The organism is Microbacterium sp. NPDC076911, from assembly GCF_040687125.1.
Classification (GTDB): domain Bacteria; phylum Actinomycetota; class Actinomycetes; order Actinomycetales; family Microbacteriaceae; genus Microbacterium.
Genome location: NZ_JBFBMP010000007.1, coordinates 13,810 through 30,138 on the forward strand (window position 1 = coordinate 13,810; position 16,329 = coordinate 30,138).

General features: G+C 59.5%; 10 protein-coding genes, 2 tRNA genes and 2 pseudogenes. 5 read left to right on the top strand and 9 right to left on the bottom strand.

The genetic code is table 11. From position 1 onward, the window contains the following. A partial coding sequence (locus tag AB0O81_RS12045) for an SdrD B-like domain-containing protein (protein ID WP_363584576.1) occupies positions 1–3,025 on the bottom strand: 3,025 nt, incomplete at its 3' end. A gap of 137 nt (positions 3,026–3,162) precedes the next feature. After that, positions 3,163–4,932, bottom strand: coding sequence for an Ig-like domain-containing protein (locus tag AB0O81_RS12050; RefSeq protein WP_363584578.1), 1,770 nt, complete (start codon positions 4,930–4,932; stop codon positions 3,163–3,165). A gap of 281 nt (positions 4,933–5,213) precedes the next feature. Here AB0O81_RS12050 and AB0O81_RS12055 point away from each other — a divergent pair, with 281 nt between their 5' ends. Continuing rightward, positions 5,214–6,008 carry a hypothetical protein gene (locus tag AB0O81_RS12055; RefSeq protein WP_363584580.1) on the top strand — a complete coding sequence of 265 codons (795 nt, stop codon included), beginning with the start codon at positions 5,214–5,216 and terminating at the stop codon, positions 6,006–6,008. 965 nt (positions 6,009–6,973) lie between these two features. Here AB0O81_RS12055 and AB0O81_RS12060 read toward each other — a convergent pair. Beyond that, positions 6,974–7,177 (bottom strand): annotated as a pseudogene (locus tag AB0O81_RS12060) (IS3 family transposase); the annotation flags it as partial. Between the two features lie 35 nt (positions 7,178–7,212). Continuing rightward, a protein-coding gene (locus tag AB0O81_RS12065; RefSeq protein WP_363584582.1) for an IS3 family transposase occupies positions 7,213–8,435 on the bottom strand; the annotation gives its coding sequence in 2 pieces (ribosomal slippage) (positions 7,213–8,150 and positions 8,150–8,435; 1,224 coding nt in all). 70 nt (positions 8,436–8,505) lie between these two features. On the opposite strand from AB0O81_RS12065, the pseudogene AB0O81_RS12070 reads away from it, so the two are divergent. Next, positions 8,506–8,973, top strand: a pseudogene (locus AB0O81_RS12070) (ChbG/HpnK family deacetylase); the annotation flags it as partial. A gap of 260 nt (positions 8,974–9,233) precedes the next feature. Here AB0O81_RS12070 and AB0O81_RS12075 read toward each other — a convergent pair. After that, positions 9,234–9,482, bottom strand: a complete 249-nt coding sequence (locus AB0O81_RS12075; RefSeq protein ID WP_363584584.1) for a hypothetical protein — start codon at positions 9,480–9,482, stop codon at positions 9,234–9,236. A 667-nt stretch (positions 9,483–10,149) separates the two neighbouring features. Between AB0O81_RS12075 and AB0O81_RS12080 the strand changes: the two genes are divergently transcribed. The 3 genes from AB0O81_RS12080 to AB0O81_RS12090 all read left to right on the top strand — a co-directional run bounded on the left by AB0O81_RS12080 (position 10,150) and on the right by AB0O81_RS12090 (position 13,122). Continuing rightward, positions 10,150–10,995, top strand: coding sequence for an XRE family transcriptional regulator (locus AB0O81_RS12080; RefSeq protein ID WP_363584586.1), 846 nt, complete (start codon positions 10,150–10,152; stop codon positions 10,993–10,995). Positions 10,996–11,129: 134 nt separating this feature from the next. Further along, the gene (locus AB0O81_RS12085) at positions 11,130–12,656 is read left to right on the top strand and encodes an NCS1 family nucleobase:cation symporter-1 (protein ID WP_363584588.1); all 1,527 of its coding nucleotides are present in this window, start codon (positions 11,130–11,132) and stop codon (positions 12,654–12,656) included. Between the two features lie 25 nt (positions 12,657–12,681). After that, positions 12,682–13,122 (top strand): tyrosine-type recombinase/integrase, encoded by a 441-nt coding sequence (locus AB0O81_RS12090; RefSeq protein WP_363584590.1) that lies wholly within the window; start codon positions 12,682–12,684, stop codon positions 13,120–13,122. Between the two features lie 223 nt (positions 13,123–13,345). On the opposite strand, the gene AB0O81_RS12095 is transcribed toward AB0O81_RS12090, so the two are convergent. The 4 genes from AB0O81_RS12095 to AB0O81_RS12110 all read right to left on the bottom strand — a co-directional run bounded on the left by AB0O81_RS12095 (position 13,346) and on the right by AB0O81_RS12110 (position 16,242). Then, positions 13,346–13,437: transfer RNA gene (locus AB0O81_RS12095), tRNA-Ser, on the bottom strand. Between the two features lie 70 nt (positions 13,438–13,507). Continuing rightward, positions 13,508–14,803, bottom strand: coding sequence for an LCP family protein (locus tag AB0O81_RS12100; protein WP_363584592.1), 1,296 nt, complete (start codon positions 14,801–14,803; stop codon positions 13,508–13,510). 6 nt (positions 14,804–14,809) lie between these two features. Continuing rightward, positions 14,810–16,096: an LCP family protein gene (locus AB0O81_RS12105; protein ID WP_363584594.1), complete on the bottom strand. Its 1,287-nt coding sequence runs from the start codon at positions 16,094–16,096 to the stop codon at positions 14,810–14,812. 61 nt (positions 16,097–16,157) lie between these two features. Continuing rightward, positions 16,158–16,242: transfer RNA gene (locus AB0O81_RS12110), tRNA-Ser, on the bottom strand. Positions 16,243–16,329: the final 87 nt, after the last annotated feature.

A 16,329-nucleotide genomic window follows, 5' to 3' on the forward strand; every position in this document is an offset into this window, starting at 1 on the left:
CGTAACCCGCAGTCTCCGTAGTTCCCGGCGTACCCGCAGTCTCCGTAGTTCCCGGCGTACCCGCAGTCTCCGTAGTTCCCGGCGTACCCGCAGTCTCCGTAGTTCCCGGCGTACCCGCAGTCTCCGTAGTTCCCGGCGTACCCGTCGGGTCCGAGGTTCCTGCCGTACCCACCGAGTCAGAAGTTCCTGGCGTACCGATCGGGTTTGTGGCTCCGGGGGTGCCGCTTGTCGTACCTGCCGACCCTGGCCCGCCGTCTTCTTGAATCAGAATGTCGACTTCGTCGTAGCCATCGTCTGGCTCAGCGTTTCGTCCGCCATCGCGACCGGGGTTCTTTTCCTCGACGTCGAGGACGTCCTCCCCGTCAACGCTCAGCTGAGCGACGTTGGTGACTTGTTGATTCAGCGGGGTTAGAGAGCCCACCCGCGCGGTCACAATCAGCTGCGCGGTATCACCGGCGGCCATGTCGCCGATCGTCCATGTCGTGCCGTCGTACTGCTGGGTATCGACAGCGCCGTTCATGGTTGACGCGTAACCGGTCATAATCAGGCCAGTCGGCAATTTGTCGGCGACTGTCACGTCATCAGCCGGGGCGCCGATCGCCGCTGTCACTGTCAGCACGTAGCGAATCGTGTCGCCAACAGCGACGACGCGAGGCTTAGGTGTGCCGTCTTCGTAGAACGTGTCACTTGCAGCGGGTGCGTCGGCGGGGCTTTCTCCAGCCAGAAGCACTTTCTTGTCAAGACCCACGTTGGGACGAATAACGTACCCAGCGTCGATCGAGTGATCGTTCTCACCCCAGCCACCAGTCGTCACACTTGCCCGGCCGGTCTCGATTGCCGGGTTCGAATCAAACAGCTCAGCTACGGTCGCCGGGTTCGTTAGACCGAAAGCAGATGCATCAGTGACTCCCAGATCGACGACACTGGTAGGGAGAACCGCCGAGCTGGCGTCAAATTCAACTACGTACTCTGTGTGCGCCGTGAGCCCCGGCGCCTCGTCGGAACGGAACTTGTAGACGCCGTCGGCATCGGTGGTCGTGACAGCAAGCTCGTCGCCATCGGCGTTGAGCAATCGAACCGTGACGCCCTCAATCGGCACCTCACTGGCATCTTGCTCACCGTCACGATCAGCATCGAACCAGACCCGGTTGCCGATCTCAATGGGCGCGTTGCCTGCTAGCGCTGAGATTGAACCGAGACCGTTTGCCTTCGCTAACGACGGTTGTGTCACACCATCAGGTTGCTTGTTTAGCACCGGACCTAGCGCGTTCACGTGGTTGCCCGTCGTAGTATTGAGGCGTCGAATACCCGTCTCGTATGAGCCCCCGCCTACGTGAATTCCGGATACCAGAACCCCATCGGGTCGACTGGGCACAGTGGCCATTGAACCCTGACTCTCGCCTCGAGTGCTCGTCCATCCATCATCGAAAAAGTTCCAGTTCTCGACAGCGAACTCAAACGTGCCGCCGGCCTGTGGCACAGCGAGCAACGTAGCGCCGGTGGCGCCCACAACAACTGAAACCGTTCCGCTCGCGAGCGTAATCGGTGTTTCAGCGCCCGCCTGATCACCAGTTCGGCTTCGCAAGCCGATCACTAGATTGCCATGAAGGACAGACACATCTGACGCGATGTATTGCTGATACTGGAACCCGTAAACACCAGTAGCAGGCACGACATCGTCCGAGGAATTTGCCCAGGCTCGGGGTGAGCGGCTCCAAAGAGCAGCACTGGCCAATGTCCCGAATTTCTGGTCGAGTACCAATTCAAGTGCCGCAGGATCAGAAGGGTCGAACCGGTAGACCTGCAGCCCCGTGTCCGCGCTGTCTCCGGTGATCTCGCCGGTCTTCGAAACCGACATGTACATCGACCCGGTTTCTGGATCTACCGTCAGCCCAAACGGCCTGAGGTCTGAGGAATCCGAGAAATATGAATCCAGTTCAATCTCGGTAACGGCACCGATGGCCGACGGATCGCTCACGTCGATCGAAACCAATGAACGGTTCTTCAGGTTCACCACGAAGAGCGTGTTGCCATCCGGTGACAACGACATTCCGCCGAGCCCATTTGTGCCGATGTACGGAAAACGGTCGGTAGCTTCGTAGAGGTAGTCGCTGTCAGTCCATGAGGCCTCATCTACGCGCCCAGACTCTCCCACATCGATACCGTAGTCGGCGAGATCGAGGAGCACTGCGGGGTCGGCCGTCGGCGATGACATCGTGCCGTCCGTGGGTGTGACTTCATAGATAGCACCGATACCCCCGGGGCCGAGCGCGACGTTCGATTTGAGATAGGCGGCCGTGAATAGTCGGCCAACCCCATCGTCATCCCGGTCACGTTGCCATGCTGATCCGTTGGTGGACCCGATCTCCGACCACTTGACTCTCCAGGTCGACGCAGTCGACTCCTGCGCGTTCAATTCTGCAGTCGCCGTCAAAGTTTTAGGTGTGTTTCCCGCATCCCATGGAAGTACCACGCCGGCGGTTTTTGTGGCTCCGCTCCCGTTTAGCGCACCGAAGCGCGCGATGGGTACGTAGACAAATGGATTGTATTCAACAAAAGCGTCGGGAACGTGAAATGAGAAGTCAACATTCGTAGCGCCCGCATCAGCAAACTGCACGCTACTGCCATTGTCGGGACCAACATATCCCTCTTCCCAAAGCGCCCACTCCGCTTCATCGGGAATGGCCGCGACGACACGCCAGCTCGCTGCGTCGCTCGGCAGCGTCAACGAATACGTACCGTCGGCGCCAGTTGTGACTGCAGCCGTTTCATTGCCGTCGTCGTCGACGGCCATGACCTCAATGCCAGCTAGTACGGGGTCGGTGACTTCTTTGATCCCGTCGCCGCTGTAGTCCTGCCAGGCGATACCGGTGATGGTGTCGCCTGTCGCAGCGAACGCGGTCGGTGCGATAACTGCCGATAGCGCGAGAGAGCAAACAACTGCTCCTGTCCCGAGAGCGAATAGCGGCCGATTGGCCGACCCTCGCTTTCGAAATGCGTTGCCGCCTGTGCCGGTGGTATTCATGAATTGTTCCCTTGCCTTGCTATTCGCGGAAAAGTGATGAGGAGCATCCTGCGCTTCTTTCGCGCAGGCCGGTGGGTCAGGTTGGCGCCGCTATATGCAGCACCGCCGGACCCACCGGTGTGTAGTGGGTGAGCGCGCTATCGCCCGAGCGTGAGCTGGTGGCGGCGGGCGCGATACGCCATCGCCGATCCAGCGAGAAGGGCGAGCGCAGCAATCCCGGCGTACAGGGGGACGATGTCGTTGCTACCGCCGGTGACCGCGAGCGGGGTGCTGACTTCGACCGCCGGCTCAACGGTGCCGTGCCACGAATCCGAGTCTGTGACTTCAACTTCGTCACGCACACTGGTCGCGCTTACTGTCGCGGTATCGGAATATAGGCCGGGCTCACTGGTGTCGCTGATGATTCCTTCGCACGAGACTGACTCACCCGCTTGAAGAGTGATCCCGTCAAAGTCACAGTCGACAAGCGCGATCTCGCTACCGGACTCCGTAACATCCTCGAGCACGATATTTGAGAGAGCCTCGTTTCCGGTGTTGATGACCTCAAAAGTGATGGATTCGTCCTCACCTGTAGCGAGAGTTTTGCCCGGAGCGGTTTCAAAGTCGCCCTCTAGCGCTCCTTCATCGGTGGAGTACTTGAGGAGTGAAATATCCGGCTGACGCACAACACCGCCGCCTTCACCAGTGCCCACATCGCGAGCGACGAAGTTGTACCACTCAGTAGGTGCGAACACTCCACCCTCGATGTTGACGATGTCGCTGTTCGTTATCGTGATGCCAAACTGCGAAGTGGCGTCTTTGTCTGCCGCGGCAGCCTCGATGGTCATCTGGCGCACAAAGTTGGCGTCGACCGATTCGGTGTACGCAACAACCAGCTCGTCAGTGGTGCAACTAACCACTTCAGCGTAGGAAGGGTCATCGCCGTCGGCCGTGCTGTTCTCCTCGTAGACCGACGAGTGGTACAAAGCCCCATCAGCAACTTGCGTCGTGAAGAAGGTCAGCGTCGAACAGTCGAACAACGACGTCGCGTCAGAAGGAACGACGGTGACGGTCTGCGATTCCCAGGCGCCTTCCGGAAGATTCGCAGTCCATGTGATTGCGCCGTCGACGTCGGTGCGCCCACGGTCTTCATCGTTCCAGACTCCGGTGATGTACACGTGCGTCAGTGGAGGACGCTGAGCGGGCATTGTGATCACCGAGTCGGTGAAAGGCTCACCGTTCAAGACGAAGTCGAAGTCCTTGGCGGTCGTATTCGCCGCGGGATCGTCGACCGTCATACCGAGGTGGCCAGACACGGTCACATTTTGATGCGTGTCGACGTAGTCCGTGAACGTGAACGTGATCGTTCTCGAAGCGGCATCGGTCAGTTGACCTCTCGCAACAACAGCGCCCTCCGCGTCGAGGATGAGCGCTTCGGCATTGTTGTCGTAGCGCAACAACGCCGGGTATTGCAACGTTACAGTGTCACCCAAGCGAAGACTGTCATCCAATTTGAGCTCAAAGTTCACCTGGACTGCGCCCTGATCGTATTGCTCGTCTTCAACGATGCTGAGCGATGCCGGAGTGATCGCCTCTTCTGGGTCGCCTTCGACAAGTGCGTCGACCGTCGGCGCTGCAAGCGCCTTGGCTGCGAAGCCGGCTTCGTCTGCGGCAACGAGCGGTTCGGCGCTCGACCCCTCGGCCTTCACGTCCGCGTCTGCAGTTGCATCTACGTCTGCGTCTTCATTTGCATCGGCATCTGCGTCTGCGTCTGAATCCTCGCCGGCGTCCGCACTCTCAGGCGCGCTGGCAGTCGGCGATGCGGTCGGTTCCGGCGATGGCGTGACTTCGGCTGCGATAGCCACCTGTGGGGCCAGCAAAGTCAAGCTGAGTGCTGCAACGCCCACTGCAACGCCAATGCTGCTCATGCTTCGATTGCCTGGCTCAGTTGTCGACGCGCATCGTGCTCGTCCACGTGCAAAATTTCGGAAGTTCATTCAAGGTCCCCTCAAGCCAGGTCAGGCGTTCAACCTGACGGCGGTGTGTGGGTACCTGTGTGTCACATGTGAATCGAGCACACAACACCTCGCATACCTATGAATGCCCTATTCACCCCGAGCTTCACCCCACCTCGATATTTCGAAGCAAAGTCGCCCCCGAACAGGTATTCTCCGAGCATCCTTACCCCACACAAGAAAGATTCGGCAGAGTGAACGTGCACCAACAACAGAGCGCGCGCCACACGAGGAGCGCGATCTCACTCGCAGCTATTGTTGCCTGCGCTGCTGTCACCGGGTGCGCCCCGGCTCCGCAGCCGCACGCGCTGACGACAAGTGAGTCGCAAGCCCTCGCGATTGCACGGTTCAAGAACTTTGCGGAAGGAACCCGCGCGATATCGATATCGGTTCTGTCCAACGAGCAACAGCTGGGCGTTCACGGCTACTTCGACTATGCAAGCGGCGCGGGCGTTGCCCAGGTATGGATTGGCGCCTCACCACCAGAGAACGTGACGACGAATCTTCTCTGGTGGACTGACGCGCTAGTCGGCGAGTACGTCAGTCTCGATGCTGCTCCCGACATGAGTGAAGAACCACCGTTGGACCTTCTAGAACAAGCCGGGTGGGAGTATTACGAACTCGATGGACAGCTCTCGCCTCTCATGGCAATGCTGGCGACAACGGCGGCTTTAGGTTTTGACCGTCCAGACAACCCCCTACTGCTCGTGCAGACTGACGCACTTTGGCTCGGGGACGGCGAGTTGCCGCTGCCGTCACAGCCTCTAGGCACGTGGTACCAGCTGCCTAGCTCCGACGAAGCGAGGACAACACCAATTTCGCTGTCTGCCAATCCCGCCACTCCACGGGTCCTTCTCGATGAGGATTCGATGATGTGGTCGGCAGAACGCGTCTTGGAAGGACTTGAGCCGTCCGTGCTTGAGTACGGCCGCACCGTCAACATTTCTATCCCCGTTCCCATCGCAACTGAGCCCAACTCGTCGCGCTGAGTTGAGGCGGTTGGGTGGCAAGCGAATCAACCGAGGCTAAGACTCCTTCGCGCAAGGCCCGCCCAACCGATCAAAAGGACGTACTGTGAAGTCCCCCAGCAGAACCGAACTTCTACGCTCCTCACAGGGGCACGGGACCAATTCCGGGCGCGAGAATTCGGCGTCGACTTCGTGGCTCTACCCGGATTACCACGCAGAGCCAACAGCCGCTACGGCTGAGCTGGCGGGGGACGCCGATACCGCTCGGCTGGTCGCAACGATTCTCGAGAATGGCGTAGCACTGCTTGGTAGCCTCGCTGTCGGACTGATCAATTCGGATGGACAGCAGATCACAAAAAGCATCGGAAACAGTGCTGACGTCGAATATCGAACAGAGACGTTCGTTCTGCGCGACTCCTGCACGGTTCAGGATTCGCAGGACGGCTCGGGCTGCCTGCCGAACTTCGAGCACTTCGCCTCGGGGGCGTCTCTGCGATGGTGCGGCCACACGACGAAAGCCCCCAGCTGGCGCCGGCTTCCGGGGACACGAGAAGCCGCTGTGCTTGTACTGATGGACTGCATAAAGCCATTGATTCGAGGCGAAGCATCACGGCCTCGACCACATGTGAACCCAAGCACAGCGAACGTGTTGAGCGCGCAATCACCTGGGACGCCGCCAGCTCGACAGTGGTCGTGAGTCGCGCGCGAGATCTCCCCGGCATGCGGTTCCGTCGCATCACTATGCTGGCACCACCCGCGTCTCCCGCGATGCAAAGCGTGACCGTACACGGCAGATCAGCCACGGTCAGCTCGGCATCCATCAGTCCCGCGACACCAGTCCCCGCGGAGAGCTTCGAGACTCACTAGTGCAAACCTCAAGGGTGAAGTTCCGTGTGAAGAGAGTGAATTTCGGACTCTCGAGCTTTGCGCGCCGTTGAACGCTGTGGTTGCCTTCTGAAGCGCCCTGGGTTTGATGGAGACTCGCGCTATTTGATTCCCACCAACTGATCGCGGTCGGTTTGGACAGCATAGAACGCGTGCTCGAACTCGGCGGGTGGGATGTCACCGAGGTAGCCGTGGAGACGCTCGGTGTTGTGCCAGTGCACCCATCGGAGGGTCGCGAGCTCGAGGTCCTCGACGCTCTTCCACGGTCCCGGGCGTGCGGGTCCGCGGACGAGTTCAGTCTTGTGATTCGGCCTGGGTTTAGTTCCGACCGGTTTGTCCGTTACTCAGTGAGTATCGGAAGCTGTGTGGCTTCAGCGTAGTAGGCCTGTTCGACCTCGATGGGGGTGCGCATGTCGAGTTCGCCGTGGAGGCGTTGGTTGTTCCACCACCAGACGTATTCGAGGGTTGCGAGCTCGACCTGTTCGACGGTGCGCCACGGGCCTTGTTGGCGAATCAATTCGGTCTTGTAAAGCCCGTTCACCGCTTCAGCCATCGCGTTATCAAACGAATCACCCACCGTCCCTGTCGATGGTTTCGCGCCGAGTTCGACGATCCGATCCGTGTATACAACGGCGAGATAGTTTGATCCGTGGCCGGTGTGATGGATCAGCTCGTCGAGTTTCCCTTCTGCGGCCCACGCGGCCATGTTCAATGCTTGCAGCGGCAGGATCTCTGAGCGCAGTGTTGATGCAACATTCCAACCCACGATTCGTCTCGAGTAGACATCGGTGACGAACGCAACATAGGCGAACCCGCTCCATGTCGCAACGTAGGTCACGTCTGACACCCAGAGTCGCCGCGGGCCGGGTGCGGTGAACTGTCGGCGCACGAGATCCTTCGGTTTCTCTAACGCAGAGTCGGTTCGCGTCGTGAATACCCGTGTGGAGCGTCTCACCCCGCGCACCCCGGCGGCACGCATGAGTCGTTCGGTCTGATCGCGACCGATCGCCCACCCCTGTCGTCGCAACAGCGCGTGCATCTTTCGTCTTCCGTAGACGCCATAGTTTTCTGCATGCAACCGCGCAACTTCGGGCACGAGAAGGTCATCACGCAGTCGTCGGGCTGCGGGGACCCGTGTTTTCGCCGCCCGGTAGCCGCGGGAAGTGATGAACCCACGAACTGTCGGGCGCAGCACCCGACAGATGGCCTCGACCCCGAAACGATTCTTCATCTGATCGATGAAACGGATCATCTCGTCGTGGGACGGTCGAGTTCCTTGGCAAAAAACACGCTCGCGGCCTTCAATATCTCATTCGCCCGCCGCAGCTCAGCATTCTCACGCTTAAGGTTACGGTTCTCCACCGCAACATCTGTGGTGACACCGGGCCTCACCCCGGCATCGACCTCATACCGGCGTTGCCACACACGCAACGTGTCGGGCGAAACCCCGAGCAGCCCACCCACGTGTTGACAGGCCGCATGCACACTCGCATGCTCGGGCCTCGCCTCCGCCAGCATCCGAAGAGCACGCTGCCGAAACTCAGAATCATATTTACTAGCCATCGTCATTCCATCCTTGTCTAAAGGTCGGAACTAAACCCAGGCCAAATCAGTCGACCCCTTCGACGTCGATGAAACCGCCGCGGAAGCACAAGCGCAGATCGACCGATTCCAGGAGCTGATGGGTCGACCTCCGGCATATATCCATCACCACTCGTTGGTGTCGCCGATCAGCGACGAGGTCGTGCGTCAAGCGGCTGCGCAGCTCAGCCTCCCGCTCGTCGATGATCTCTACCGCACTGGCGGGCTCCCTCTCCTCCCCAACGATTGGTACGCAAAGCCCTTTCCGCTCACGGATCAAGCGTCGGCGGACGCGATCGGTACGATCGCCCGGCTGCTGCCGATGATCTTGGAGAACGAGCTCAGCCTCTTGATTACGCATCCCGGATTCGTAGACGCCGAGATCCTCGAGCTGAGCAGCTACTCGATCATCCGTGCCCGCGATCTCGAGCTCGTGACCTCGCCCGCCGCACGTCAGTTGCTGGCCGACGCAGGAGTCGAGGTGACGAGTTTCACGCAGAGCGGCATATTCGCCGCGTAGGTGACGCCGACGAAGGGCGGAAGCCGCGCCGGTGGATCGCTGGGGCGTTCGAGGATGCTAAGCAGGGTCCGGGATGTCAGCGAGCCCGCGCGAAGATTGGTCGACGGCCCCGTGTGACACCGGAGGCCAGCCGCGAGGCTTTGCTACTTTCGCACCCGCGATGAGCCATTCGCTGGCGGATTGCATCGTTGGTACTCGCATGCCTGCGCGATCGACGGATGACTCAGGCAGCACACGCGCGCACGGACTGCATCAGCCGATTAGGGAGTCTCAGACGAGTTGGCGGTGACGGGCGCGCTGGCGCTTAGCGCAATGCGCTGGTGTTTGCGTATTCGAGAGCGCGCAAAGCTAAAGCCGAGTCCAGCCACGAGGCACCACAGCGATACTCCGCTGAGGGAGGCGGTCGCGACGATGAGCGACGTCGCGGCATCCGGCGTCAATGCCAACGCCCACGTAACGATTGCCGTTGCGACGCCGACAATACCCATGATGAATGAGACTGCTGCCATGAAGCGCATGTCGATCGATGCCCCTGCCCTGTCAAAAATAGTGAAAGTTCGTTGCTGCGCTCGATGCGACTTCAAATACGCGGCCGGTCTAGCCAACTGCATGCACGTCGGCCATAGGGTTCACACCGTCCCGACAAGACCCAATTTCACCCGCAAAGTCGCCCTGTCGATCGCCTTCGCTCAAAACCCTTCGCCGTCGGCAAGAGGTGCACCGTCCGGTTCCATGCACACGCACCCTCACCCAAGGACCCGACCCTAGGGATCAGGGCGGCGGCGCCGACACCGCAGTTCTACGAGACAATTTGGGCAGTACAGGTAATCGCAGTCGAAACTGCACCGGTCGCGAGTGAGATTACCCCGAGGACGACCGGTAGTGGCGCACCAAAACTGTGGCTGCCAACGGAGCTGTTGCAAGCGCCGCGAATCCGGCAACCGTGCTTACTCCAGAAAGAATGACAGAAGCGACTTGCGCGGGTTTGCTCTACACCGCCGTAGTGATGCGCGGTAGCCCACGTGAAATGGGATTTGAGACCGACGATTGCCACCAGCTCGTATGTGTCAAGCGAAGACAACGCGTCGGGGAAGGGGTCTGTGCCCCAAGGTACAGACCCCTTCGTGCGCGGTCGCGAGGGGACGATGGCCGCTATGCAGACCCTGGAGCAAAAGCATGCATTCGGCCAGCGATGGCGGATTCCACTCGTACACAAGCTGCGCACATCAAGAGAGAACCAGCACACACGCGCCAAATCGGAAGAGCTCGTGCAACTCCCCTCAAATTCACCCAGGGATTCACCCCTCGGTTCAGGTCAGGGAGGTCGAACACCATGAGGAGGTCGATAACTCAGGATACGATTGCTGCACGCGTACGACAGGAGAAGACGTGGACGAAGACGGCTTGCCGACGCAAATTGGCGCACGTCTACGCAAAATGCGTGCTCAGTCGGGACGCTCTCTAGTTTCCGTTGCAGCAGAGCTCGGCATATCCGCGAGTGCGCTTTCACAGATCGAGACTGGCGTGATGCAGCCCTCAGTTAATCGATTGGTCGAATTGGTGGCCGTGCTCGGCGCTCCCATCTCAACGATCTTCGATGACGCGAGCATTTTCAAACCCTCCGTTGAGGGTCGGGGGTTGATCACTGAGCCGATTGACGGCGTGCTCGTTGCGCACGCCAACGATGTACCTGCTGCGCACCTTGGCCAAGGCGTTACATATCGCAGACTTTCGCCTGCGGCACTCCCGGGAGTGGAGTGGTTCGAATCGACCTACCCGCCGGGGGCGTCGTCAAGCATTGACGGCGCAATGCTGGTACATCCGGGATACGAAAGTGGTCATGTGACTTTCGGTGAACTTACCTTTGAGTTCACCGAAGGCGCTGTGACATTGTCATGCAATGAATCCTTGTCCTTCGTTGCGACCCGTCCTCACCGTGTCGTTAACGCAACCGATCAACTCGCCACCGCGATCTGGTTAACGGTGGCTGTGGATACCTCTGTGGCGACCGGAGCCGATTAAGTAATCACTTAACACTTTGGTTACAACCGCGAAATCGCGCGGTGCTTTTTAAGCAATAGCTTCAGGAACGAGCGAAACGTTCGCCTGAACCTATAGCACCATTCAGCACCTCTTTCCTTGATATGGAGCGCGTTATGACTGTTTCTCTGCCCGCTGAAGAATTTGATACAAATGTCGGGAACGAGCCACACCCGAGCTTGTACAACGAGGACCTCGCCCCTCTGCCCAAAGACAAGCGCCGGTGGGGCTCATTTGAGTTCTTCAACGTGTGGACGAATGATGTGCAGAGCTTGGGCGGATACATTCTCGCAGCGAGTTTGTTCGTGAGCGCTGGCATCAACGGCTGGTGGGTGTTCGCTGCGATCATCCTTGCGGGTGTGTTTGTCAACTTCCTCGTTAACCTGACCGGAAAACCGAGCGTCAAATTTGGCATCCCCTATGCCGTGATGGCGCGCTCAAGCATGGGGGTCACCGGCGCTCAGTTCCCCGCTCTAATTCGTGGCATCGTTGCGATCTTCTGGTACGGCGCTCAGACGTACTTCGCATCGACGGCTGTGGCGCTAGCAATCAACGCGATCTTCGGAAGTCCCGAAACAGGCACTTTCCTCGGCATGGATCTCGTCGACTGGATCTCATACATCATCGTGGCGGGACTGCAAGTGCTGCTGTTCGTGCGTGGCATCGTCTGGATCGAACGCTTCTTGAACTTCGCAGGCCCCGCCGTATACCTCGTAATGGTGATCTTGTTGATCGCTATTTGGGTGCAAGCGGGTGACCGTCTCATCCCAGCCGTGGGATCGATCTTCAACAACAGCTCAGTGGAAGGCTGGGCTGCCGTAGCCGCATTCTTCGGTGTGATCGGCACGATGATCGCCTACTTCTCAGCCGTCATCATCAACTTCGGCGACTTTGCGCGTTTCTCCAAAAGCGAAAAGAAGATGCGACGCGGAAACTTCTTGGGTCTACCCGTAAGCCTCACTTTCTTTACATTTTTGAGCTTGTTCATCACCGCAGGGGCCTACATCGTACTTCAGGACGGCCAAGGGGAGCCGGTGACAAACCCTGCTGAAATCGTTGGCCAAGTCGGCAATGTCCTCCTCACCGTGCTCGCCGCAGTCACCTTTCTGGTCGCGACAATCGGTATCAACCTTGTCGCCAACTTCATTCCGCCAGCGTACGATCTGTCGAACCTCTCACCGCAACGGATCAGCTTCAAAGCGGGCGGCTACATGACCGCGGTCCTCGGCTTCATCATCGGTGCGCTCTGGGTGTCAGTCATCGATCAGATGGGCTTCCCGATCTTCGTCGATACCTTGGGTGCCATCCTCGCCCCTCTGTACGGCGTGCTTGTCGCGGACTACTACATCATCCGGCGTCGATCAGTTTCGGTCGCTGACCTTTACTCCATGAACCCTCACGGTCGCTACTTCTACACCAAGGGTTGGAACCTCCGCGCAATGATCGCAATCACCGTCGCGGCCATCTTCTCAATCGCCGCAGTGTGGGTTCCAGCACTTGGCGCGCTTAGCGGCTTCGCCTGGGTCATCGGCGCGTTGCTCGGCGCTGCGCTATACGTCGCAGCAATGTGGAGCTACCGAATCGACCCGCAGGCAGACGCTCCCACCGCGAGCGTGGAAGGTGCAACTGCCACGACTGCGTAGATCTATCGCTGTCAGGAGTGCCGCCGTGTCCAAGACTGACGTCCTGGACACGGCGGCACTCGCTTGCCGGTGCGTCCACGTACGCCTACATCCTGTTGACACAGACACGCCATGCCCGCGATCGGAACGGTCCCCCGCGCGAACTCACGTCAGAAATCCGCGCCCGCTGTCTGGCCGATTTAAAGGCTCTCGGTCGTGGTTCAAGACCGCATTGGCAACGGCGGAGCTGCCGCTCATGACTATCCATGATCTGCGCCATACCGCGGCATCGCTGTCCGTGCAATCAGGCGCGAACGTCAAGGCGATTCAACGAATGCTCGGCCACACTTCCGCCGCGATGACGCTCGACGTCTATTCCGATCTTTTTGACGAGGACCTTGATGCGGTTTCCGCTGCACTGGACGGGGCTGCGAACGCGGCGGAAGTTCACCGCTTGTTCTCGAGAGACTCCGGTACTGTTACGTAGCTGCGGCGTCGAAGGCCCGAGCGCGGAGAGCTCCGTAGAGCGGCGCGAATCGGGCGAGACCGTATCGGGTCCGTTGCTACTGCCACTCGCGACAAACAGGGCGACAGGCGCCCCATCCGCGAAATTTGTGGAACTTTACGCATTCCTTACGCAAAACCGGACTCTATGAAAAAGCTATGGCCCGCGATCCCAGTGTTTACAGGGGAATGCGGGCCATATTAGCTGGCGGAGACGGAGGGATTTGAACCCTCGGTCCCCTTGCGAGGACTCCACCTTAGCAGGGTGGTGCACTAGGCCGAACTATGCGACGTCTCCAGGCAATGAGCTTCGAAAAGCACAATGCGCGTACCAATCATAACTGCTGATCAGCGTGCCGACGAACTGATCAACCCTCAGGCTGCGTGCAGGTCACCTCGGCTGCAGTCGTGCCCGTGATCTCTGACGGAAGATCAACACGTTCTTCGGCGGCCGAGGTCTCAGCGGGTGCTGGGGTCGCGGTCGTGCTTTCAGTTGCCTCGGGGGTCGCGGTCGGCGTGGCCGCAGCCTTCTCAGCTTCACCCGTAACCTCAACCCCAAAACCAGAACTCGCCTCGCCGGTCAGGTTGAGTGCCTGGTTCTCGGCGAGCGCGGTGAAGAGCACATCGGCGGCTTCGGTCACGGGATACACGTGGCTTGCGTCGTCGCCGGTGCCGTAATAAGTCGGGTACTGCACGAACACGATGTCTTCGTACTCGATGTCTTTCACCGCCATCGCGATCTGCACCATAAGCGTCGGATTCGTCAGCGACTGGCTCAGTACCAGCTGACCCTCCGTCACCTGACTGATTGCGGTGTTGGCCAAGTTCAACAGCGTTCCGGGGCTCGCGAGCACCGACTCTGACTGCAGTTTGCGCACCATCGATGACATGAACTGCTGCTGGTTCGAGATGCGTCCGAGATCGGACCCATCACCGATTCCGTGGCGAATGCGCAAGAACTGCAACGCTTCCGCACCAATCAGCGTGTGATTGCCCTCCGCGAGAGTGAGGCCGGTGTGGCTGTCGCTGATGTCTCCCGAAACACACACATCCACGCCGCCAATGGCGTCTGACATGTTGATCACACCGGTCCAACGAATCGCCGCGGCAAACTGAATATCGACGCCGGTCAGCTCTTCAACCGTCGATACCGTGCACGGCAACCCGCCATACATGTACGACACGTTGATCATCTGCGCACTCATCGCGGAATATGTGCCGCCTTCCCCGTCAGCACACGACGGAATCGGCACGACCATATCGCGTGGGATCGACACGACAGTCACCCGGCGCGGTTCATCACTGATGTTGACCAGCATCGTGACGTCGTTGCGCTCACCGCCATCATCCTCAGCGCATCGCGGGAATAGCTCTAGGTCTTGCCCCTCGCACGAGTCAGTGCCGACAAGCAACAGATTCACGCCGCCTTCAATGGCTCCCAAAGAAGGCGGGATCGTCTCGTCTTCGTCGAGTACGACGGCTGCCGAGCCGATCGCATTGGCGGTGTCCCACACTGCGTAGGCCGCGACGCCGGTCGCGCTCACCCCGATCACTGCGATCGCGACCGCAAACATGGCAATAAATTGCAAGAGTGGATGCCGCTGCTTAACGTCTGCGTGGCGAGCAATTGTCTCGCGCCCAGCACCTGTGAACTGGTCGGTCATATCTTGCTACCAGTTCACATTTCCGTTTGAGCAGGTCGCGTCGGCAGCGGTGGAACCGGTGATTGACGACGGCAACTCCACCGCAGTTTCGGTCGGTGCAGGCGTCGCAGTCGGCGTTTCAGCGGTGGAATCATCAGGCTCGGAAGCCTCGTCGACGACATCCTCAGATCCGTCATCTTCCAGCACAACCCCGCCGTTGGTTGCGACGTCACCCGTGATCACGATGGGCTCGTTGGCATCGAGAGCGGCCCAAAGCACCGCGGCCGAGGCTTCATCAGGCACTACGCGGTTCGGGTCATCGGGGTCTTCCAACACCGGATACTGCACAAAAGAAATCTCGTCGAACGGCACGTCCTTCACTGCAAGCGCGATCTGCACGAGAGTGACCGGGTTGGTGAGTGAGCTGCTGGGGGTAATGTTCTCCACCGTTGTGGTGGCCAGCTTGTACAACAACGCGGGATTCGACAGCACATCCTCGCTCATGAGTTTGTTCGCGAGGCGTGACATGTACTGCTGCTGGTTCGATATGCGGCCAAGATCACTGCCATCGCCGACTCCGTGACGCGTGCGCAAGAACTGAAGTGCGTCGATGCCGCTAATAGTGCGGTTGCCGGCAGGCCAGTTGATTCCGGTGTACGGGTCGCTAATGCCCGAGGCGAGACATACCTCGACGCCACCGATCGCGTCGGTGATTTCGATGACACCGCCCCAGGTGATTTTCGCGGCGAATGGGATGTTCTGGCCGCTGAGCTGCGAGACGGTCTTCGCTACACACGAGAGTCCGCCGTAGCCATAGGCCGCGTTGATCGGCGCTTTCCACGACGCGGCAGTCGTCACGCCGTCTTCGTCGGTGCACTCAGGAATCGACAGCATCAGGTCGCGAGGAAAAGAGACAACGGTCACACGACGAGGTTCATCAGATATGTGAACGAGCAGGTTGACGTCGTTTAGTTCCCCGCCAGCGTCCGCACCGGTGCAGCGGTCACCGAAGTAGTCTGCATACTCTGGCTCGCAGGCGTCAGTGCCAGCCAGAAAGAGGTTAACGCCGCCTTCAATCGCTCCGAGGTCCGGTGGTACCGCCTCTTGACCCTCAAGCTCGACCGAGTTCTGAGCGACCTCCACTGCGATGTCTGTCACCGCATACGCTGCGACTCCAGCGCCAGACACAAGTGCGACGGCAGTAATGATCCCCAGCACTTTCAGCACGAGAGATGCCGGGTGCGGGGAGTGAAGCTTCCCGTGTCGGGCAACGGTGCGACGGCCACGCGGTGTGCGCTGAGTCGTCTCTGCCACTCGATGTCCTCTCGGGGAATGCTTCGTTCTCTGATTCTCCCCCGACACACCTGAATATTTGCGGAGGGTGTGGGATTCGAACCCACGGGACATTTCTGCCCACTGGTTTTCAAGACCAGGTCCATCGGCCGCTCGGACAACCCTCCCGACGACATGCCACAAGTGACATTTCATCGAACAATCGTCGAGTCTAGCCGACAGACGCGCCGACTTATTCTTTCAGCGGTGCCTGT